Source organism: Bordetella genomosp. 1 (assembly GCF_002261335.1).
Lineage (GTDB): Bacteria > Pseudomonadota > Gammaproteobacteria > Burkholderiales > Burkholderiaceae_B > Bordetella.
Map to the genome: position 1 here is coordinate 212,431 of NZ_NEVL01000001.1, position 20,276 is coordinate 232,706.

Genomic DNA, 20,276 nt, shown 5'->3' on the forward strand with positions numbered 1-20,276 from the left:
GGAATGATGCGGGAATGTGTCCTAGCCAGATAGCGGCAAGAATGGTGTTTGCGGGTGGGACATGATTTACTTCCGCGCAAGCGGTGGCGCCGGAACACATCCGGTTTCCTCCGGAATAGACGGCTTAACGTCCCGTCCCCTGCACCCTTCTATACTGCGGCTGACCCGCCAGCCTCGAAGGAGCGTCGTCCCCGATGGATGCGTTTGCCCCGTTTCTCTGGATCGCCCTGGGGGCGATCGTGGTTCTCTTGATCGGCCTGCCCCTGTTGCTCGGGCGCGGCGGCCCGCGCGACGAGATGGGCCGCAAGGTGTTCCGGCTGCGGCCGGTGCGCCGCCTGTTCGGCCTGATGCTGGTGGCGCTCGCCTGCGTGACGGGCCTGCTGTCGCTGTCGCTCGTGCAGTTCTTCCGCCTGACCGACGACGTGCCGATCGCCTCGGTGCAGGTGCGCAAGCTCGCCGAAGGCCAGTTCGACGTCGTGGCGCAGGCGCCCGGCCTCGCCGGCAAGACCTACACCCTGTTCGGCGACCAGTGGCAGATCGATGCCAAGGTGGTGCGCTGGCGCCTGCCGGCCTTGCTGGCCGGCGCGCCGCCGCTCTACCGGCTGGAGCGCCTGTCGGGCCGCTATGCCGACGCCGCCCGCGAGCAGACCGCCCAGCGCTCGGTGCACGTGCTGGACGACTGGCCCGCGCCCGACATCGGCGAGGTCAAGCGCCTGATTCCCAACTGGCTGCCCTTCGTCGACGTGCAGTTCGGCAGCGCCGCCTACATGCCGCTCATCGACGGCGCGCGCTACGAGGTGCTATTCGACCGGCGCGGCGCGCTCTTCATCCGCCCGGCCGACGACGCCACCCGCGAGGGCCTCAAGCAGGCGGGCTGGTAGGGGGAGCGCCCTCTGGAAACAAAAGGGTGACGCATCCATATCCTCGTATGACCCAGGGCGATACCGGGAACTCTGTGGCGGTGCAGCAGTCGAATTAGCACTCTCCTTGTTGGAGTGCTAAGATCAACGCATGTCTGTTCCCCGTACCCTGGAGGTCGCCCATATGATGCAAGCCAGTTCGTCTGCCCTTTCCGGCAATGCGTTGGCCCTGGCAGTGGCCAACCCCGGTGCGCTGGGCACCATCGACGCCTATATTTCGACGGTCAATCGGCTGCCGGTGCTTACCGCCGAGCAGGAATCCGCATTGGGCCGCCGTCTGCGCGACAACGACGACCTCGAAGCCGCGCGGGAACTGGTGCTGTCGCACCTGCGCCTGGTGGTTTCCGTGGCGCGCCAATACCTGGGCTATGGTCTGCCGCACGCAGACCTGATCCAGGAAGGCAATGTCGGCCTGATGAAGGCCGTCAAGCGATTCGATCCCGAGCGCGGCGTGCGCCTGGTGTCGTTCGCCGTGCACTGGATCAAAGCCGAGATCCACGAATACGTCATCCGCAACTGGCGCATGGTCAAGGTCGCCACGACCAAGGCCCAGCGCAAGCTGTTCTTCAATCTGCGCAGCATGCGTCCTGACGGCCATTCGCTGGATCCGTCGCAGGTCGATCACATCGCCGAGCAGCTCAACGTGCGCCGCGAAGACGTGAGCGAGATGGAAGTGCGCCTGTCCGGCCGCGACCTCGCGCTCGAAAACCAGGACGAAGACGACGACGCCTACGCGCCGATCGCCTACCTGTCGGACGAAGGCCGCGAAGAACCCACGCGCGTGCTGGCCCGCAAGGCCCATGATGCGTTGCAGAGCGAAGGCCTGAACGGCGCCCTCGAAGCGCTCGATGCGCGTTCGCGCCGCATCGTCGAGGCCCGCTGGCTGCAGGACGACGGCGGTTCCACGCTGCATGAGCTGGCCCAGGAGTTCGGCGTGTCCGCCGAGCGCATTCGCCAGATCGAAGCGGCCGCGTTGAAGAAGATGCGCGGTTCGCTGGCCGCGGCCGCCTGAGTCCGGCCGATGTCTCTCCAAAACGCGCCGCTTATGCGGCGCGTTTTTCTTTGTGCGCCGGGCGGCCGGGGCGGCCGTCATGAATTAATACAAATTTGTGGCAAACGCGCCCGGATTTTCCGAAACTTCAGCCGCGCCTGCCTGACTAAACATACGTAGACCGCAACTTTGGTTCTTCCAGGTCGCTGTCTTGACGTCCGTCTCGGCTTCTCCTCTTTCCCCTCCCCTATGAGACGGACGCTTACGGGGCATCTCGCATATCGATGCCCCGTTTTTTATTCTCACGCGTTGCGCCGCCTGCGCAGCGTGTACCAAGCCAGCGGGCCCGGTGATGCTTCACCGGGCCCGCTGGCTTTTGTGCGTGGATGGGGCGCCTGCGCCGCCGCGCCGACGCAGCCCGCGGGCGGGGGAGCCGCGCGCGCTCAGGCCGCGCGGGCGTCGGTCCGGGGCTGGCACACGGCCTGCCAGGCCGATGCGTCGAGGCGGCGCACGCCGCTGGCGAACGAGCCGTCGCCGTAGAGCTTGATCCAGCGATAGCCGGCCGGCTGCGGATCGATCGCGTGGCGGCCGTCGCGGATGGTGAACTGGAAGCAGGTGGACGGCGTGGCCAGCATGCGCAGGTTGTGGCGGCGGCAGTCGAACTCCTGGTGCACGTGGCCCCACAGCACCAGCCGCACGTGCGGCGAGCGCTCGACCCGGCGGAACAGGGCCAGGGGGTTGTCCACCATCATCGGATCGTGCCAGTTGGCATCGATCTGGACCAGGTTGTGATGCAGCGCCACCAGCACATGGCGGCCCTCGGCCTGGGCCGACTCGACCGCCTCGCTCAGCAGGTCGAGCTGCGTGTCGTCGAGATGGCCGCCGTCGGCGCCCGCTATCGTGGAATCCAGCGTGACGACGCGCCAGTTGGCGATGTCGGTGATGGGCGAGGTCCAGTCGCCGAGCGACTGGCGCAGCACCTCGGGGGCGTCGTGATTGCCCGGCAGGCAGCGCACCGGCCAGCCGGTGGCGGACAGATGCGCGCGCAACCGTTCATACGAGGCCGCGCTGCCGTCCTGCGACAGGTCGCCCGTGGCGAGCAGCAGGTCGGGCGTTTCGGGCTCGGCGCCGATCTGCGCCAGCACTGCGCGCAGACTGGCGTCGGTGTTGACGCCGAGCATCACGGCGGCGGGATCGTCGTACAGGTGCGCGTCGGTGAGTTGGACGAGCCGGACCGGCGCGTCGGCGGCGCGCGGCGCATGCAGCGGCAGCGTGGTGCTTCGCAGGGACGGCAAGGATCGGCTCCAGAGATCAGATGGCTGTACGTCACAGTAGCGAACAATGATGGCACACGCGCGCATGCCTTCCTAGCCATGCGTAACCAAGTGTGCGGCCATTCAGGCGGCGCGCGGGTAAAAGACGCTATTCTTTGCCTCTTTCCCGCACTGGCTCTGCCCCTCGCTGTCCCATGGATATTGGTTTGATCGTCTTCGGCCTGGCCGGGCTGCTCACGCTGGTCTGTTTCATGCCGCCGCTCGCCGGCCGCCTGAAGCTGCCCTATTCCGTGCTGCTGGCCATCGTGGGGTGTCTGCTCGGCATCGCCATCCACCTGCACGGCTGGGCGCCGCCGGTGCTGGGCGATCTGCTCGACACCATCGAGCGGTTCGAGATCTCATCCGAGACCTTCCTGATGGTGTTCCTGCCGGTCCTGCTGTTCGAGACGGCGCTGTCGATGAACGTGCGCCGCCTCATGAACGACGGCGGTCCCATCCTGATGATGGCCATCGTGGCGGTGGTGGTGTGCACCGCGGTGGTGGGCCTCACGGTCAATGCCGTGTCGCACTACGGCCTGATCGTCTGCCTGCTGCTGGGCGCCATCGTGGCCACCACCGATCCCGCGGCCGTGATCGGCATCTTCCGCGACGTGGGCGCGCCCAAGCGCCTGACCACGCTGGTCGAAGGCGAGAGCCTGTTCAACGACGCGGCCTCGATCGCCCTGTATTCGGTGCTGCTCGCCGCGCTGGGCGGCAGCGGCGAGCTGTCGTTCTCGGCGGTGTTCAACGACTTCATCGTGCACTTCATCGGGGGCGGCATCGCCGGCTACCTGATGGGCCGGCTGGCCTGCTCGCTATTCATGTGGCTGCGCGGCTTTCCCGCCGCCGAGATCACGCTCACGCTCACGCTGGCCTATCTGTCGTTCTTCATTTCCGAGCACTACCTCGGCGTGTCCGGCGTGGTGGCCACGGTGGTGGCGGGGCTGGTGGTGGGCTCGACCGGGCGCACCCGCATGTCGCCCACCACCTTCGAATACCTGTCGAGCTCGTGGGGCCAGTTCGGCTTCTGGGCCAACTCGCTGATCTTCCTGTTTGCCGCCATGCTGATCCCGCGGCTCATGGAGGCGGCCGACTGGCAGGAGCTGCTGCTGGTCGTGGTGGTGTTCTTCGCCACGCTGTTTGCGCGCGCAATCGTGGTGTTCGGCCTGTTGCCGCTGCTGCGTGTCTTCAACATCGGTGCCGAGGTCAGCAACCCCTACAAGACCGTGATGCTGTGGGGCGGGCTGCGCGGCGCCGTGTCGCTGGCGCTGGCCCTGGCCGTGACCGAGCAGACGGCGGTGCCGGAAGAGGCGCGCCAGTTCATCGCGGTGGCCACCACCGGCTTCGTGCTGGCCACGCTGTTCATCAACGGCATCACGCTGCGGCCGCTGATCCGGGTGCTGGGCCTGAACGAGCTCTCGCCGGTCGAGCGCACCATCCGCAACCAGGCGCTCGCGGTGGCGCTCGAGAGCCTGCAGGGCAAGACCGACGAGATCGCCAACGAAGACCGCGTGGCCAGCGAGGCGCGCGACCGCATCCACGCGGTGTTCGACGCCAGCATGGCGAGCGTGCACGACAGCCAGGTCGGCCGCATGAGCGTGGAGCAGCGCACCGCGGTGGGCCTGGCGATCGTGGCGCGGCGCGAAGAGGAAATGTTCTTCGACATCCTCAAGGCGCAGATCGTCGACTGGCGCATGGCCGAGGCCCTGCTGGCGCGCTCCGAGCGCCTCGAGGAAGCCATCCGCCAGGGCGGCATCGAGGGTTTCGAGCGCGGCATCGTGGCCGACGTGCGCTATTCCCGCGCGTTCCGCCTTGCGCTGCGCATGCACTACACCTTCGGCTTCCAGAGCTGGCTGGCGCGCGAGCTGTCGCAGCGTTTCGCCAATCTGCAGACCAAGCGTTCGGTGGCGCAGCGCCTGATGCAGTTCGCCAGCGACCAGATCGGCCCGCTGCTGGGCGATGACGCGGCCGAGCGCATCGTGGTGGCCCACCGGCGCCGTCTCGACCTGATCGACAGCGCGCTGCAGGCGCTCAACCTGCAATACCCCTCCTATGCGCTGTGGCTGCAGGAAAGCTATCTCGGCCGCGTCGCGCGCGAGCTGGAGCGCAATCGCTACCGCGACATGCTGGACCAGTCGCTCATCAGCGGCGAGGTCTATGCCGACCTGCTGCAGCAACTCAAGCAGCGCTGGGCCCACATCGACCGGCACCCGCCGCTCGACATCGAGCTGGGCGCGGCCGAGCTGATCAAGCGCGTGCCGCTGTTCGAGGGCCTGAGCCCCGATTCGCTGCGCGCCATCTGCAAGCTGCTCAAGCCCCGCCTGGCACTGCCCGAGCAGCCCATCCTGGGTGCCGGCCGGCATGGCGAAGAGATGTGCTTCGTCGCTTCGGGCGCCGTGACCGTGCATCTGCCCGACAGCACCACCATCGAGCTGGGCAGCGGCGAATTCTTCGGCGAGCTGGCGTTGCTGGGCGAGTCGCAGCTGACGCCGGACGTGACCTCGCTGGGCTACAGCAAGCTGTTGATGCTGTCGTCGCGCGATTTCCATGCCCTGCTGGCGCGCGATCCCGACCTGCGCGAACGCATCGAGGCGGTGGCGCGCCAGCGCCTGCGCGCCATCGAGGTGTGGAAGCAGTTTTCCGAGACCGGCGAGGTCTACCCGCCGCGCAACGGCCCGGCCGCGCCCCTGCCGCCGGCACCCGGCGTCGTGATGCCAGGCGCTGCCGCGCCGGGCGTCGCCACGCAGGGCAACGTCGCGCCGGGCGGCACCACGCCGGGCGTCGCCACGCCCGCCGCCGACGCTGCGCAGGAGAAGGACAGGCCCGGTCCGGCGGGCACGCCCGCGCCGGGCGACGTCGGCATCTGAGGCCGCATCGCACGCACGAACATCCAGGCCCCGGGCGCGACGCACCCGGGGCCTTGTCTTTTGTGAGGCCTCAGGAGGTCTGGCGCCGCACCAGCGTGAACCCCAGGTCGATGTGCGGAGACACGATGGCCGTGCCGGCCAGGTGGCGCGTCAGCAGCGTGGCGGCGGTCTTGCCGATCTCGTAGCGCGGCGTGGCGATGGTGGACAGGGGCGGCGTGGTCCAGGCGCTGCCGGCCAGGTCGTGAAAGCCCACCAGGCCGAGCTTGGCGGGCACCCGCACGCCCAGGCGCGCGCTCTGGAACACGGCGCCCTGCGCCAGGTCGTCGTTGCAGAAGAACAGGGCGTCGCAGTCGGGATGGCGGGTGAGTTGCTGCGCCAGCAGGTCCGCGCCCAGCGCGATCGAGGACTTCTGCGGCGTCATGATCTCCAGCGCCGGATCGTAGAGACCGGCCTCGCGCAGGGCCTGGCGGCAGCCCTCGCAGCGGCGCAGCGAGCGCGGATCGAGCTGCGCGCCGATGATGCCGATGCGGCGGTAGCCGCGTTCGATCAGGTGGCGCCCGGCCGCATGGCCCGAGTCGAATTGCGAAAACCCCACGCTCATGCCCGGCTCGCCGTCGGGCAGCGTCTCGATCGTGTGCACCGCCGGGATGGCGCGGCTCGCGAGCAGCTCCCACACGCCGGGGTTGTGGTCGACCCCGGTGAGGATCACGCCGTCGGGCGCGTGGCGCAGGTAGGTGCGCAGCAGCGTCTCCTCGGCATCCTGCGAATAGCCGGTCACGCCCACGAGCAGGTGGTAGTTGTGCGCGTCGAGCTGCTCCTTGATGCCCGCGATGATGTCCACGAACACCACGTTGGACAGCGACGGGATCAGCGCCACGATGATGCGTGAGCGCGCCGAGGCCAGCGCGCTGGCCGCGTGGTGCACGACGTAACCCATCTCCTTGCACAGGGCCTCGATGCGCTCGCGCAAGGCCGGCGCGACCTTGTCGGGATCGCGCAACGCGCGCGAAACCGTGATGGCGGACACGCCCGCGCGGCGGGCCACATCCTGCATGGTGACGCGGCCGTGGGGCGCGCTGCGGGGTTTGCGTGACGACATGAAAGAAAAAAGCGAAACCGGCAAAGGGGCAAGTCTGCAACAAATCGGCGCCGGATGGGATGACGCGGCGCCAACCTAGGGGCTTTACTAGGTTTACAGACGAAAAATGTTAGCGCTAACATCGCACGACTTCACAAAAAGATCAATCGGAGAGAGACATGCGGCCAGATTCATCCGCGCGTACACGGGCGCCCTGGCGGGAAGCCCTGGCGCGCGCCGCCCAATGGAGTTTCACCCTGCAGACCTGGCTGATGGTGGCCTGTCTGGTCGTGATGATGGTGCTGCTGTTCGGCAACGTCACCCTGCGCTACGTCTTCAACTCCGGCATCAACGTTTCCGACGAACTGTCGCGGCTGGCGTTCGTGTGGCTGATCTTCATCGGCGCCGTGCTGGCGCTGCGCGAGCACCAGCACCTGGGCGTGACCATGCTGGTGCAGCGCTTCGGGCCGGCGGCGCGCCGCGTCACCCACCTGGCCTGTCAGGCCCTGGTGCTGTGGGTGCTGTGGCTGATGGCCGATGGCGGCTGGCGCCAGACCGTGATCGGCATGAGCACCGACCTGCCCGTCACCGGCCTGCCCATCGCCGTGTTCAACGCCGCCGTGCTGTATGCGGCGGTGGTGATGATGGTGCTCACCGTGCTCGACATCCTCAGCGTGCTCACCGGCGGCCCCGTGCCGCTCGACGCGCAACAGGACGATCCGCTCGCCTGAGCGCCACCCCACACGCCGCAAACCATGACGCTCACTATCTTCCTGGTGGTAATGCTCGGCCTGATCGCCCTGGGCATGCCGATCGCCTTCGCCCTGATTCTTTCGGCGGTGGCGTTGATGTTCCAGCTCAACTTCTACGACGCGCAGATCCTGGCGCAGAACATGCTGTCGGGCGCAAACAGTTTCACGCTGATGGCCGTGCCGCTCTTCATGCTGGCCGGCGAGCTGATGAACGCCGGCGGCATCTCGCGCCGCATCGTCAATCTCGCCACCATGTTCGTGGGCCACATCCGTGGTGGCCTGGGCTACGTGGCGATCTTCGCCAGCGTGCTGCTGGCGGCGCTGTCCGGCTCGGCGGTGGCCGATGCCGCCGCGCTCGGCGCGCTGCTGATTCCCATGCTGCGGCGCAAGGGCTACGACGCCGCCTCGGCCTCGGGCCTGATCGCGGCGGGCGGCATCATCGCGCCCATCATCCCGCCCTCCATCGCCTTCATCATCTACGGCGTGGCCACCAATGTGTCGATCACCAAGCTGTTCTTCGCGGGCATTGCGCCGGGCCTGATGATGGGCCTCACGCTGATGGCGGTGTGGGCCTGGACGGCGCGCCGCCAGGGGCCGGCCGAGCCCGACGAGCGCCAGCCCTGGAGCGCCCGTCTGCGCGCGCTGCGGGAATCGTTCTGGGCCCTGATGCTGCCCGTCATCATCATCGGCGGCCTGCGCGGCGGCATCTTCACGCCGACCGAGGCCGCCGTCGTGGCGGCCGTCTACGCCATGGTGGTCAGCCTGCTCGTGTATCGCGAAATCAAGGTGCGCGACCTCTACAAGCTGTTCGTCAGCGCCGCCCGCACCACCGCTGTGGTGATGTTTCTGGTGGCCGCGGCGATGGTGTCGTCGTACATGATCACGCTGGCCGACGTGCCGCAGGACCTCATCGCCCTGCTCGAGCCGGTGCTGGATTCGCCCAAGCTGCTGATGTTTGCGCTGCTGATCCTGCTCACGCTGGTCGGCACCGTGATGGACCTCACGCCAACCATCCTGATCCTGGCGCCGGTGCTGATGCCGGTGGTCACCAAGGCCGGCATCGATCCCATCTACTTCGGCGTGATGTTCGTCATGGTGGGCTGCGTGGGCCTGTTGACGCCGCCGGTGGGGACCGTCCTCAACGTGGTGTGCGGTGTGGCCCGCATCAACATGGAAACGATATGCCGCGGGGTGTGGCGCTACGTGGTGGCGTACACCCTGTTGCTGGTGCTGCTGGTGATTTTCCCGGAGCTGATCACGGTTCCGGCGCGCTGGTTGCATTGAAGCAGCATCTTACCCAATGCCACGATCACAACATTCCAAGGAGACAGACATGTTCAAGCAATTCAAGACCAGCGTGCTGGTCGTGGCCGCCTTCACGGCCTGCACCCTGACCGGCGCCGCCTGGGCGCAGGACATCAAGCCGCGGCTCATCCGTTTCGGCTACGGCCTGAACGACGACAGCGTGCAGGGCCGGGCCGCGCGCCACCTGGCGCAGGAGGTCGAGAAGCTGTCGGGCGGCAAGATGAAGATGAAGACCTTCGGCTCGGCCAGCCTGGGCTCCGACGAGCAGATGCAGGGCGCGCTCGTGGGCGGCGCGCAGGAAATGATGGTGGGCTCCACCGCGCCGCTGGCCGGCATGGTGAAGGACTTCGGCATCTTCGACCTGCCCTTCCTGTTCGAGAGCGAGAAGGAGGCCGACGCGGTGCTCGACGGCCAGCTCGGCACGCGCCTGCTGGGCAAGCTCGAGCCCAAGGGTCTGGTCGGCCTGGTGTACTGGGAGAACGGTTTCCGCAACATGACCAACTCCAAGAAGCCCATCGTGCGCGCCGAAGACATGCAGGGCATCAAGCTGCGCGTGATGCAGAACCAGATCGCGCTCGGCGTGTTCAACCAGCTCGGCGCCAACGCCGTGCCGATGCCCTTCTCCGAGCTCTTCACCGCGCTCGAAACGCGCACGGTCGACGGCCAGGAGAACCCGGTCACCACGATTCAGAGCAGCAAGTTCTACGAGGTGCAGCCCTACCTCACCCTCACGCGCCACGTCTACACGCCGTGGGTGGTGATGGCCTCGAAGAAATGGTGGGACACGCTCACGCCCGATGAGCAGAAGGTGATCCGCCAGGCCGCCGCCAACTCGCGCGACTTCGAACGCAAGGACAGCCGCGCCGACTCCACCAAGGCGATGGGCGTGCTCGAGAAAGAGGGCATGAAGATCAACACGCCGAGCGCCGAAGAGATCGCGCGCATGCGCGAGAAGGTCAAGCCCGTGGTCGACAAGTACACGCAGGAGCTCGGTCCCGATCTCGTGCGCGAACTCAACGACGAAATCAAGAAAGCGCGCGGCTGAGCGCGTATCACCCCCACCGGGCGCGCCACTTGCTGCGCGCCCGTCTTTGCCCCCGCACCGGAAGCCGCATCATGTCCGACACGCCCACCCCCAAGCGCCTGCGCAGCCAGAAATGGTTCGACGATCCTTCGCACGCCGACATGACGGCGATCTATGTGGAGCGACTGCTCAACTACGGCCTCACGCGCGCCGAGCTGCAATCGGGCCGCCCCATCATCGGCATCGCCCAGACCGGCAGCGACCTCACGCCCTGCAACCGCCATCACATCGAGCTGGCCAAGCGGGTGCGCGAGGGCATCCGCGACGCGGGCGGCATCCCGATGGAGTTTCCGGTCCACCCGCTGGCCGAGCAGGGCCGGCGCCCCACCGCGGCGCTCGACCGCAACCTCGCCTATCTGGGCCTGGTGGAGATCCTGCACGGCTACCCGCTCGACGGCGTGGTGCTCACCACCGGCTGCGACAAGACCACGCCCGCCTGCCTGATGGCGGCGGCCACGCTCGACATGCCCGCCATCGTGCTCTCGGGCGGCCCCATGCTCGACGGCTGGCACGAGGGCGAGCGCGTGGGCTCGGGCACCGTGATCTGGCACGCGCGCAACCTGATGGCGGCCGGCAAGCTCGATTACAACGGCTTCATGGAGCTGGCCACGGCGTCGTCGCCCTCGGTCGGCCACTGCAACACCATGGGCACCGCGCTGTCGATGAACAGCCTGGCCGAGGCGCTCGGCATGTCGCTGCCCACCTGCGCCAGCATCCCGGCGCCGTATCGCGAGCGCGCCCAGATGGCCTACGAGACCGGCCGGCGCGCCTGTGAGCTGGTGCGCCAGGATATCCGGCCCTCGCACATCATGACGCGCGAGGCCTTCGAGAATGCGATCGTGGTGGCCTCGGCGCTGGGCGCCTCGAGCAACTGCCCGCCGCATCTGATCGCGATCGCGCGCCACATGGGCATCTCGCTGGGCCTGGAAGACTGGCAGCGCCTGGGCGAAGACGTGCCGCTGCTGGTGAACTGCATCCCGGCCGGCGAATACCTGGGCGAGGGCTTTCACCGCGCCGGCGGCGTGCCGGCGGTGCAGCACGAGCTGCATCGGGCCGGCCTGCTGCACGGCGCGGCCCGCAACGTCGGCGGCAAGACCATCGGCGAGATCGCCGAGGCCTCGCCCACGCATGACGCCAAGGTCATCAAGCCGGTGAGCGCGCCGCTCAAGGAGCGCGCCGGGTTCATCGTGCTGTCGGGCAACTTCTTCGACAGCGCGGTGATGAAGATGTCGGTGGTGGGCGAGGCGTTCCGCCGCACCTATCTCTCCACGCCCGGCGACGAGAACGCGTTCGAGGCGCGCGCCGTGGTGTTCGACGGTCCCGAGGATTACCACGCCCGCATCGAAGACCCGGCGCTCGAGATCGACGAGCACTGCCTGCTGGTGATCCGCGGCGCGGGCACGGTGGGCTATCCCGGCAGCGCCGAGGTGGTCAACATGGCGCCGCCCTCGCACCTGATCAAGCGCGGCATCGATTCACTGCCCTGCATGGGCGACGGTCGCCAGAGCGGTACCTCGGCCAGCCCCTCGATCCTGAACATGTCGCCCGAGGCGGCCGTGGGCGGCGGGCTGGCGCTGCTGCGCACCGGCGACCGCATCCGGGTCGACCTGAACCAGCGCAGCGTGACGGTGCAGCTCGACGAGGCCGAACTGGCGCGTCGGCGCGAGACCATGCACGTGGACATTCCGCCGGCGCAGACGCCGTGGCAGGAGCTCTACCGCCAGACGGTCGGGCAGCTGTCCACCGGCGGCTGCCTGGAGCCCGCCACGCTCTATCTCAAGGTGATCGAGACGCGCGGCGATCCGCGCCATTCGCACTGAGCGATGCGGCGCGCCGGATCCCGGCGGGGCGCGTCAGGCCAGGCCGTGCGCGCGCCGGTGCAGGATGTCTTCGACGATCACCAGCGCGGCTTCCAGCGTGATCTCGCTGTCTTCGATCAGCTGCACCGCGCGGCCTTCCGGCACGGCGTCGATCTCCATCACCTCGCCGTCGCGGTTGGCCGGCGCCGTGTCGGCATCGAGCACGCAGCTGCTGAGCAGCAGGTCCTCGACCTGATAGCCTTCCGGCAGGCGGCGATGCATGCGCAGCACCGTGCGCATCGGGCCGCGCGCGGTGAGCTGGTGCGGGTCCAGGCCGGCCTCTTCGCCGCATTCGCGCACCAGCGCCACGTCGAGCGGCTCGCCGCTGCCCACCAGGCCGCCCACCAGCGTGTCCCACATGCCGGGGTCGGTCGACTTGCTGAGCGAGCGGCGCGCGATCCAGAGCCTGCCGTCGGGCGTCCAGGCATTGAGATGCACGGCGCGCGTGAGCAGCCCCAGCGGCCGCATCGCGGCGCGCTCGATTACGCCCAGATGATGCTCGCCCGCGCTGACGTCGAGCAGCTCGTCGCGCCAGCCGCGCAGGCAGCGCGCGTCGCGCAGCACCTGGGCCACCTGGGCCAGGGCCGCATCGAGCTCTGGGCCGGGGGCCACGCCCGGGGCGATGCGCAGCCCGTCCGCGTCCAGATGCGCCAGGCCGGTGGGCCGCAGGGCATCACAGGCGGCCAGCGTGGCCCAACCGCAGCAGTGACCTGCGATATACAGCGGGCGGGCCAGCTCGGGCGGCTGTTGCTGGGCGAGGTCCTGCAGACGGGTATAAAGTGCCTGGAGACGCGCCAATGAAACGGAGTCTTGTGCTTCTGACATGGGCGGATTTTAGTGCAGCGCCGCACGGCCCTGCCTCAAAAAATAATCAGACAATACTAGGGGAGACGACACGCGTTAACTGGCAATCATCATAAAGACCATCAGGATTGTGTTAGTTATAATTCTGCGGTTTACGCGTTGTGAATATGTGTGGGAGCGACAGGGTCGTCTTTCCCCTGTTTCGTGACTACCGTCTAATAATTGCGCGTTCCCAGCCTCCATGCGGCCCCCCGGGTCTGCGGTGGCATTGGGCCATCTGCGCCATGTTTCGAGGTAAGCATGAAGAAGTGGAGAGGGTTGCTGGGAGCTTGTGCATTACTGGTTGGCAACGTGGCGTTCGCCCAGGTCCAAGACATGCCTGGGGGCCCGCGCGTCAATCAGCTCAACCTGCATGAAGGCGTCACGCAGATCGCGCGCGATGTCGTCTGGCTGCACTGGATGATGCTCACGATCTGTATCGTGATCTTCGTCGGCGTCTTCGGGGTGATGTTCTACTCCATGTGGGCGCACCGCAAATCGCGCGGGCACAAGCCCGCCACGTTCCACGAGCATCTGGGCGTCGAAGTCGCCTGGACCGTCGTGCCGTTCCTGATCGTGATCGCCATGGCGCTGCCGGCCACCAAGACCGTGGTCGCCATGAAAGACACGTCCAGCCCCGACCTCACCATCAAGGTCACCGGCTATCAATGGAAGTGGGGCTACGAATACCTCGACGGCGAGGCCGCCGGCCTCAAGTACCTGTCCACGCTCTCCACCCCGCGCGCGCAGATCGAGAATCGCGAGCCCAAGGGCGAGTTCTACCTGATGGAAGTCGACAAGCCGATGGTGGTGCCGGTCGGCAAGAAGGTGCGCGTGGTGCTCACCGCGGGCGACGTGATCCACAGCTGGATGGTGCCCGAGCTGGGCGTCAAGCAGGACGCCATCCCCGGCTTCCTGCGCGACACCTGGTTCAACGCCGACAAGGTCGGCACCTACCGGGGCCAGTGCGCCGAGCTCTGTGGCAAGGATCACGCCTTCATGCCCATCGTGGTCGACGTCCTGAGCCAGGCCGACTTCGACAAGTGGGCCGGCGAGCAGAAGAAGCTGCTGGCCGCCGAAGCCGATGATCCCAACAAGGAATGGACCGGTCCCGACCTGATCGCCCGTGGCGAAAAGGTGTTTGCCGCCAACTGCGTGGCCTGTCACCAGGCCAACGGCAAGGGCATCCCGGGCTCGTTCCCGCCGCTCGATGGCGACAAGGTGGTGCTCGGGCCCAAGGCCGGGCAGATCAACACGGTGCTCAAGGGCAAGCCCGGCACGGCCATGGCCGCGTTCGGCGGGCAGCTCAACGACACCGAGATCGCCGCCGTGATCACCTACACCCGCAACGCCTGGAGCAACGAGGGCAAGGGCGAGGATCCCGTGGTGCAACCCAAGGATGTGGCGGCCGCGCGCTAGTCGCGCGCTGTTTGCGAAGCTGTTTCCGTACCAAAAGATACGCCGTCGGCGCCGCGCAGAGCGCGCACCGGCGGCTTCAGCAGGAAGGAGTCGATCATGAGCAGCGTCACTGTAGACCACGTGTCGCCGGGCCAGGGGCACGGTCACGATGACCATCACCACGGCATGCCCACCGGCTGGCGCCGTTGGCTGTTTGCCACCAATCACAAAGACATCGGGACGATGTATCTCATCTTCTCGTTCGTCATGCTGCTGGAAGGGGGCACGCTGGCCCTGTTGCTGCGCACCGAGCTGTTCGAGCCCGGGCTGCAGTTCTTCCGTCCCGAGCTGTTCAACCAGTTCACCACGATGCACGGCCTGATCATGGTGTTCGGCGCGATCATGCCGGCCTTCGTCGGCTTCGCCAACTGGATGATCCCGCTGCAGATCGGCGCCTCCGACATGGCGTTCGCGCGGATGAACAACTTCAGCTTCTGGCTGCTGCCGGTGGCGGGCATCATGCTCACCACCTCGTTCTTCGTTCCGGGCGGCGCCACCGCCGCCGGCTGGACCCTCTACGCGCCGCTGTCGGCGCAGATGGGCCCCGGCATGGACCTCGCCATCTTCGCCATGCACATCATGGGCGCCTCGTCGATCATGGGCGCGATCAACGTGATCGTGACCATCCTCAACATGCGCGCGCCCGGCCTGACGCTGATGAAGATGCCGCTGTTCTGCTGGACCTGGCTGATCACGGCCTTCCTGCTGATCGCGGTGATGCCGGTGCTGGCCGCCGCCATCACGATGGTGCTCACCGACCGTCATTTCGGCACCGGCTTCTTCAACGCCGCCGCCGGCGGCGACCCGGTGCTGTACCAGCACGTGTTCTGGTTCTTCGGCCACCCCGAGGTCTACATCATGATCCTGCCCGCGTTCGGGATCGTGTCGGCCATCGTGCCCGCCTTCGCCCGCAAGCGGCTGTTCGGCTACGCCTCGATGGTGTACGCCACGGCCTCGATCGCGGTGCTGTCGTTCATCGTGTGGGCCCACCACATGTTCACCACCGGGATGCCGGTCACGGGTCAGCTCTACTTCATGTACGCGACCATGCTGATCTCGATCCCGACCGGCGTGAAGGTGTTCAACTGGGTCGCCACGATGTGGCGCGGCTCCATGACCTTCGAGACGCCGATGCTGTTCTCGATCGGCTTCATCTTCGTGTTCACGATGGGCGGCTTCACCGGCCTGATCCTGTCGGTGGCGCCGATCGACATCCAGGTGCACGACACCTACTACGTGGTGGCGCACTTCCACTACGTGCTGGTGGCGGGCTCGCTGTTCGCGCTGTTCGCCGGCACCTACTACTGGCTGCCCAAATGGACCGGCCGCATGTACAGCGAACGCCTCGGCAAGCTGCACTTCTGGTCGTCGATGCTGTCGTTCAACCTGACCTTCTTCCCGATGCACTTCATGGGCCTGGCCGGCATGCCGCGCCGCTATGTCGACTACGCGGCCCAGTTCACGACCTTCCACCAGATCGCCACCATCGGCGCGTTCTGGTTCGGCCTGTCGCAGCTGATCCTGCTGTACGCGGTGCTGCGCTGCTACATGGGCAAGGGCGAGCCCGCGCCCGCCAAGCCGTGGGAAGGCGCCGAGGGGCTCGAATGGACCGTGCCGTCGCCGGCGCCGTTCCACACCTTCGAAACGCCGCCCGAGGTGAAGTGACGCCATGCCCAAGACCGACATGACGCCCGAGCAACGCCGCCGCAACCGCATCGCAGGGCTGATCCTGCTGGTGTTCGTGCTGGCGGTGTTCGGCTGGACCTTCCTGCGCGGCGGGCCGATGCTCTCCGGCATGATGGGCAAATGACATGAGCGACGACCTGCACCGGCTCGCACAGCGCAAGCTGAGCTTCTTCCAGACGGTGCGGGCCGTGTTGTGGGCGTTCTTCGGCGTGCGCAAGGGCAAGGGCTACCAGGAAGACATCGCGCGGCTGAACCCCGTGCACCTCATCATCGCCGGGGTGCTGGCCGCCGCGGCGTTCGTGATCGTGCTGGTGATCATCGTGCGCCTGGTGGTGGCCGGCCTGTCCTGAATTCTTCGATTTCCCAACGCGCTTTCCATCATCGGCATCAGGGAGAAACATCATGAGTGCAAGTCACTCGGTACAACACAAAGAGGCGCCGTACTACTACGTGCCCGCCATGTCGGGCCATCCGGTGCGCATGGCGCTGGCGCTGCTCGCCACCGGCGTGGGCGCGGCCGGCTGGGTCAACGGCGTGCCGCACGCCATGTGGCTCACGCTGGTCGGCCTGCTCTGTGGCGTGGTGGTGCTGTATTTCTGGTTCGGCGACGCGATCGCCGAATCCGAGAGCGGGCTCAACAGCCGGCGCATCGACGCGTCGTATCGCTGGGGCATGAGCTGGTTCATCTTCTCGGAGGTGATGTTCTTCGCCGGCTTCTTCGGCGCGCTCTGGTACGTGCGCACCATCACCACGCCCTGGCTCGGTGACCTCGATCACCGCCTGCTGCTGTGGCCGGATTTCCAGGCCACCTGGCCCAACTTCGGGCCGGCCGGCGTGGTGGAATCGTTCCAGACCGTGGGGCCGTTCTGGCTGCCCACCATCAACACCGCGCTGCTGCTGACCTCGGGCGTCACGCTCACGATCTCGCACCACGCGCTGCGCGAAAACCACCGCGGCAAGGCCATCTTCTGGCTCGCCGCGACCGTGGCGCTGGGCTTTCTGTTCGTGGCCTGCCAGGCCTACGAATACATCCACGCCTATACCGAGCTGAACCTGAAGTTCAACTCGGGCGCGTACGGGTCGCTGTTTTACATGCTCACGGGCTTTCACGGCTTCCACGTGATCATGGGCGCGACCATGCTCAGCGTGATCCTGGTGCGCCTGATCCGCGGCCACTTCACCGCCGACCATCACTTCGGCTTCGAAGGCGCCGCCTGGTACTGGCACTTCGTCGACGTCGTGTGGCTGGGCCTGTATCTCTTCGTGTATTGGTTCTGAAGCGCGCCGGCCTCAACGCAGGCCGGTGCTTTCGATCCAGCCCAGGTGGTGGGCGAGCAGCACGAACAGAAACAGCGCAACCGACAGACCGATCCGCACGGTCAAGGCATTGACGGTGCGATTGGTCGAACCCTTGTCTCTCATGAGGTAGATCAGCGCCGAGCCCAGGCTGGCCAAGATCCCGATGAAAGCGACCACCACGATGATGCGCATACCGGCCTCCGGGTAAAACGAAATTATTGCAGACATGGCCTCTTCGCAGTCGCGACGCAAGACGATATTGGCGTTGATGTTGCTTGCCGTCGTCATCGCCGTCACGGTGTCGATGGGGCGCTGGCAGCTGCGCCGCGCCGACGAGCGGCGCGCCATCGCGGCCGCGATCGAGGCCGGGCGCAAGCAGGCGCCGCTGGCGCTCTCGGGCGGGCAGGACCCGGCCGTCTACGTGCCATGGCGCGCGGCCAGCGCGTCCGGGGTCTGGCGGCCCGGCATGAGCGTGTGGCTCGAAAACCGCAATCACCAGGGCCGCCCCGGCTACTGGCTCGCCACGCCGCTGGTGCTGGCCGACGGCGCGCACGCCTTGCTGGTGCTGCGCGGCTGGGTCGCGCGGCGGCCCGGTTCGCAGGAGGCGCCCGCCGTGCCGCCCGAGACGGGCCCGGCCACCGTGCAGGGCGAGCTCGCGGCCCGCGTGCCGCGGCTGTTCGAGCTGTGGTCGCTGGGCGGCGCGGGCGCCGGCCGGTTGCCGGCGCAGATGGGCGCGGGCCCGGCGCCGGTGCTGCAGAATCTCGATCTCGGCGATTATGCGAAGGCCACGGGGCTCGCGCTGCTGCCCGTGGTGTTGATGCAGACCGCGCCGCAGGATGAGGCCTTCGTGCGCGACTGGCCCCAGCCGTCGATCGATTACAACCAGAATCAGGGCTACGCGCTGCAGTGGTTCGGCTTCGCCGCCATCGCCGCCCTCGGCGGGCTGGTGGTGGCGTGGCGGGCGTGGTCGCGCGCGCGGCGCCGTCCCAACGCCCAGCCCTGATGCGCGGCGCGTGGGCAGCGGCCCGGCTGCCGCCCGCCTTGCCTGCGTCGCCCTTGTCGTATCGTGCACTGTCTTTGCGCTTTTCCGGCCCGGCTCGCGTCACCGCGGCACCGGCCCGACCCGCGACCCACTCTACGGACTCACACCTTGGCTGCCACCACCATGTCCACTCCTCCCAAGCGCTCGATCACGCCGCTCGTGCTGGTGTTTCTGTGCGCGCTGGCGCCCATCGTGGCGGCCTTCGTCGTGTACTTCAATCCGCAGTGGTGGCCGCAGGACGCGAAGAACTACGGCGCCCTGGTCGAGCCGCAGCGGCCGGTGCCGGAGGCGGCCGCGCTCGGCCTCACCACGCTCGACGGCAAGCCCTTCGACCTGCGCAGCCTGAACGGCAAGTGGGTGCTGCTCTCGGTGGACCAGGGCGCATGCCCGGAATCATGTGCGCGTAAACTCTTCGTCGCGCGCAATTCCCACGCGGCCCAGGGCAAGAATGTCGACCGGGTCGCGCGGGTGTGGATCATCACCGACGACGCGCCGGTGCCCGACAAGGTGCTGAACGCCTACCAAGGCACGGTGATGGTGCGGGCACGCCCCGACGCATTGCGGCCTTTCCTGCTCGGCACGGAGGCCGCGGGCGGCGACGCGTCCGCGCTGCTGGGCCCGATCTGGGTGGTTGACCCGCTGGGCAACCTGATGCTGCGATTCCCCGACAACGCCGATGGCGTGTCGGTGCGCAAGGACATCAGCCGGCTTTTGTACAACTCGCGTATTGGCTGATTCATGGATCGCATCAAAGAGCGTTATCGCAAGCTCGTTTTCTTCACCTGGTTCCTGACGCTGGATCTCATCATGTTCGGCGCCTTCGTGCGCCTGACCGACTCGGGCCTGGGCTGTCCGGACTGGCCCGGCTGCTACGGCAGCGTGACGCCGATCGGCGCCATGGGCGACATCCACCAGGCCTCGCAGGCCATGCCGTTCGGCCCCGTGACCCTGTCAAAGGCCTGGATCGAGATGATCCACCGCTACGTGGGCGCGTTCCTGGGCATGCTCATCATCGCCATCGTGTTCATGGCGTGGCGCCACCGCCGGGTGCTCGGCCGCACCCCCACCCTGGCCACCGTCAGCCTGGTGGCCGTCTGCATCCAGGGCGCCTTCGGCGCCTGGACCGTGACCCACAAGCTGATGCCCGCCGTGGTGACCGCCCACCTGGTGCTCGGCCTGTCGCTGCTGGCGCTGATGACCTGGCTGGCCGCGCGCGAGCGGCCGCACCTGCCCGTGCCGGCCCAGGGCATCCGCTTCCTGGCGCCCCTGGCCTTCGGGCTCGGGATCCTGGCGATCCAGGTCACCCTGGGCGGCTGGGTCAGCACCAACTACGCGGCCCTGGCCTGCATGGACTTCCCCACCTGCCATGGCGAATGGGTGCCCGACATGGACTTCCATGGCGGCTTTTCGGTGATCCGGGGCCTGGGCGAGCTGCCGTCCGGCGAGATGATCTCCCAGCACGCGCTCACGGCGATCCACTGGGTGCACCGCAATTTCGCCGCCGTGGTGCTGGTGTATCTGGGGATCCTGGCCTGGAAAATGCAGAAGGTCGACGGGGTGCGCGGCCCGGCCCGGCTGATCCTGGCGCTGCTGGCTGCGCAGCTTCTGACCGGCCTGACCACCATTTTCTTCCAGTGGCCGCTGCTGATCGCGGTGCTGCACAACGGCGGCGCGGCGGGGCTGGTGCTGGCCTGCGTGGTGGCCCTGGTGCGGCTGGCCACGGCCGGCGGCCCGCCGGTGCGACAATTTGCCCCGGCAAGTCATTGACTTGGTTGGTAA

19 protein-coding genes are annotated in these 20,276 nt (G+C 67.5%); 15 read left to right on the forward strand and 4 right to left on the reverse strand.

Annotation, left to right across the window (positions count from 1 at the left end; genetic code table 11):
- Positions 1–194 precede the first annotated feature (194 nt).
- Complete coding sequence (locus CEG14_RS00985; RefSeq protein WP_094824492.1) at positions 195–881, forward strand: hypothetical protein; 687 nt, start codon at positions 195–197, stop codon at positions 879–881.
- A gap of 163 nt (positions 882–1,044) precedes the next feature.
- Positions 1,045–1,932, forward strand: a complete 888-nt coding sequence (gene rpoH / locus CEG14_RS00990) for an RNA polymerase sigma factor RpoH (protein ID WP_094824493.1) — start codon at positions 1,045–1,047, stop codon at positions 1,930–1,932.
- 422 nt (positions 1,933–2,354) lie between these two features.
- On the opposite strand, the gene CEG14_RS00995 is transcribed toward rpoH, so the two are convergent.
- A complete protein-coding gene (locus CEG14_RS00995) occupies positions 2,355–3,206 on the reverse strand; it encodes a phosphodiesterase (RefSeq protein ID WP_373454159.1) in 852 nt (283 codons plus the stop codon).
- A gap of 173 nt (positions 3,207–3,379) precedes the next feature.
- On the opposite strand from CEG14_RS00995, the gene CEG14_RS01000 reads away from it, so the two are divergent.
- Positions 3,380–6,091, forward strand: a complete 2,712-nt coding sequence (locus tag CEG14_RS01000; RefSeq protein WP_256985541.1) for a cation:proton antiporter — start codon at positions 3,380–3,382, stop codon at positions 6,089–6,091.
- A 70-nt stretch (positions 6,092–6,161) separates the two neighbouring features.
- Here the strand turns inward: CEG14_RS01000 and CEG14_RS01005 are convergent, their stop codons facing one another.
- Positions 6,162–7,190, reverse strand: a complete 1,029-nt coding sequence (locus tag CEG14_RS01005; RefSeq protein WP_094824495.1) for a substrate-binding domain-containing protein — start codon at positions 7,188–7,190, stop codon at positions 6,162–6,164.
- Between the two features lie 158 nt (positions 7,191–7,348).
- Between CEG14_RS01005 and CEG14_RS01010 the strand changes: the two genes are divergently transcribed.
- The 4 genes from CEG14_RS01010 (at position 7,349) to CEG14_RS01025 (ending at position 12,130) form a co-directional block, all read left to right on the forward strand.
- On the forward strand, positions 7,349–7,900 hold the full coding sequence (locus tag CEG14_RS01010; protein ID WP_256985542.1) for a TRAP transporter small permease: 552 nt from the start codon (positions 7,349–7,351) through the stop codon (positions 7,898–7,900).
- 24 nt (positions 7,901–7,924) lie between these two features.
- On the forward strand, positions 7,925–9,205 hold the full coding sequence (locus CEG14_RS01015) for a TRAP transporter large permease (protein ID WP_094824497.1): 1,281 nt from the start codon (positions 7,925–7,927) through the stop codon (positions 9,203–9,205).
- Between the two features lie 49 nt (positions 9,206–9,254).
- A complete protein-coding gene (locus CEG14_RS01020) occupies positions 9,255–10,271 on the forward strand; it encodes a TRAP transporter substrate-binding protein (RefSeq protein WP_094824498.1) in 1,017 nt (338 codons plus the stop codon).
- Between the two features lie 71 nt (positions 10,272–10,342).
- Positions 10,343–12,130 carry an IlvD/Edd family dehydratase gene (locus tag CEG14_RS01025; RefSeq protein WP_094824499.1) on the forward strand — a complete coding sequence of 596 codons (1,788 nt, stop codon included), beginning with the start codon at positions 10,343–10,345 and terminating at the stop codon, positions 12,128–12,130.
- 33 nt (positions 12,131–12,163) lie between these two features.
- Here CEG14_RS01025 and CEG14_RS01030 read toward each other — a convergent pair whose 3' ends face one another.
- Positions 12,164–12,994, reverse strand: coding sequence for an NUDIX hydrolase (locus CEG14_RS01030; RefSeq protein ID WP_094824500.1), 831 nt, complete (start codon positions 12,992–12,994; stop codon positions 12,164–12,166).
- 279 nt (positions 12,995–13,273) lie between these two features.
- On the opposite strand from CEG14_RS01030, the gene coxB reads away from it, so the two are divergent.
- From coxB to CEG14_RS01050, 5 genes are all read left to right on the forward strand, one after another.
- Complete coding sequence (gene coxB / locus CEG14_RS01035) at positions 13,274–14,431, forward strand: cytochrome c oxidase subunit II (protein ID WP_094824501.1); 1,158 nt, start codon at positions 13,274–13,276, stop codon at positions 14,429–14,431.
- Positions 14,432–14,527: 96 nt separating this feature from the next.
- Entirely contained in the window at positions 14,528–16,135 is a 1,608-nt protein-coding gene (gene ctaD, locus CEG14_RS01040; protein ID WP_094824502.1) for a cytochrome c oxidase subunit I, read from the forward strand.
- A gap of 19 nt (positions 16,136–16,154) precedes the next feature.
- Positions 16,155–16,280, forward strand: coding sequence for a cytochrome oxidase small assembly protein (locus CEG14_RS26195; protein ID WP_217904374.1), 126 nt, complete (start codon positions 16,155–16,157; stop codon positions 16,278–16,280).
- A 1-nt stretch (position 16,281) separates the two neighbouring features.
- Positions 16,282–16,506 (forward strand): DUF2970 domain-containing protein, encoded by a 225-nt coding sequence (locus CEG14_RS01045; protein WP_094824503.1) that lies wholly within the window; start codon positions 16,282–16,284, stop codon positions 16,504–16,506.
- Between the two features lie 52 nt (positions 16,507–16,558).
- Entirely contained in the window at positions 16,559–17,434 is an 876-nt protein-coding gene (locus CEG14_RS01050) for a cytochrome c oxidase subunit 3 (protein ID WP_094824504.1), read from the forward strand.
- Positions 17,435–17,446: 12 nt separating this feature from the next.
- Here the strand turns inward: CEG14_RS01050 and CEG14_RS01055 are convergent, their stop codons facing one another.
- Positions 17,447–17,647 carry a twin transmembrane helix small protein gene (locus tag CEG14_RS01055; RefSeq protein WP_094824505.1) on the reverse strand — a complete coding sequence of 67 codons (201 nt, stop codon included), beginning with the start codon at positions 17,645–17,647 and terminating at the stop codon, positions 17,447–17,449.
- Positions 17,648–17,681: 34 nt separating this feature from the next.
- Between CEG14_RS01055 and CEG14_RS01060 the strand changes: the two genes are divergently transcribed.
- The 3 genes from CEG14_RS01060 (at position 17,682) to CEG14_RS01070 (ending at position 20,264) form a co-directional block, all read left to right on the forward strand.
- Complete coding sequence (locus CEG14_RS01060) at positions 17,682–18,458, forward strand: SURF1 family protein (protein WP_094824506.1); 777 nt, start codon at positions 17,682–17,684, stop codon at positions 18,456–18,458.
- A gap of 162 nt (positions 18,459–18,620) precedes the next feature.
- Positions 18,621–19,232 carry an SCO family protein gene (locus tag CEG14_RS01065; RefSeq protein WP_094824507.1) on the forward strand — a complete coding sequence of 204 codons (612 nt, stop codon included), beginning with the start codon at positions 18,621–18,623 and terminating at the stop codon, positions 19,230–19,232.
- A 3-nt stretch (positions 19,233–19,235) separates the two neighbouring features.
- Entirely contained in the window at positions 19,236–20,264 is a 1,029-nt protein-coding gene (locus CEG14_RS01070) for a COX15/CtaA family protein (RefSeq protein WP_094824508.1), read from the forward strand.
- Positions 20,265–20,276: the final 12 nt, after the last annotated feature.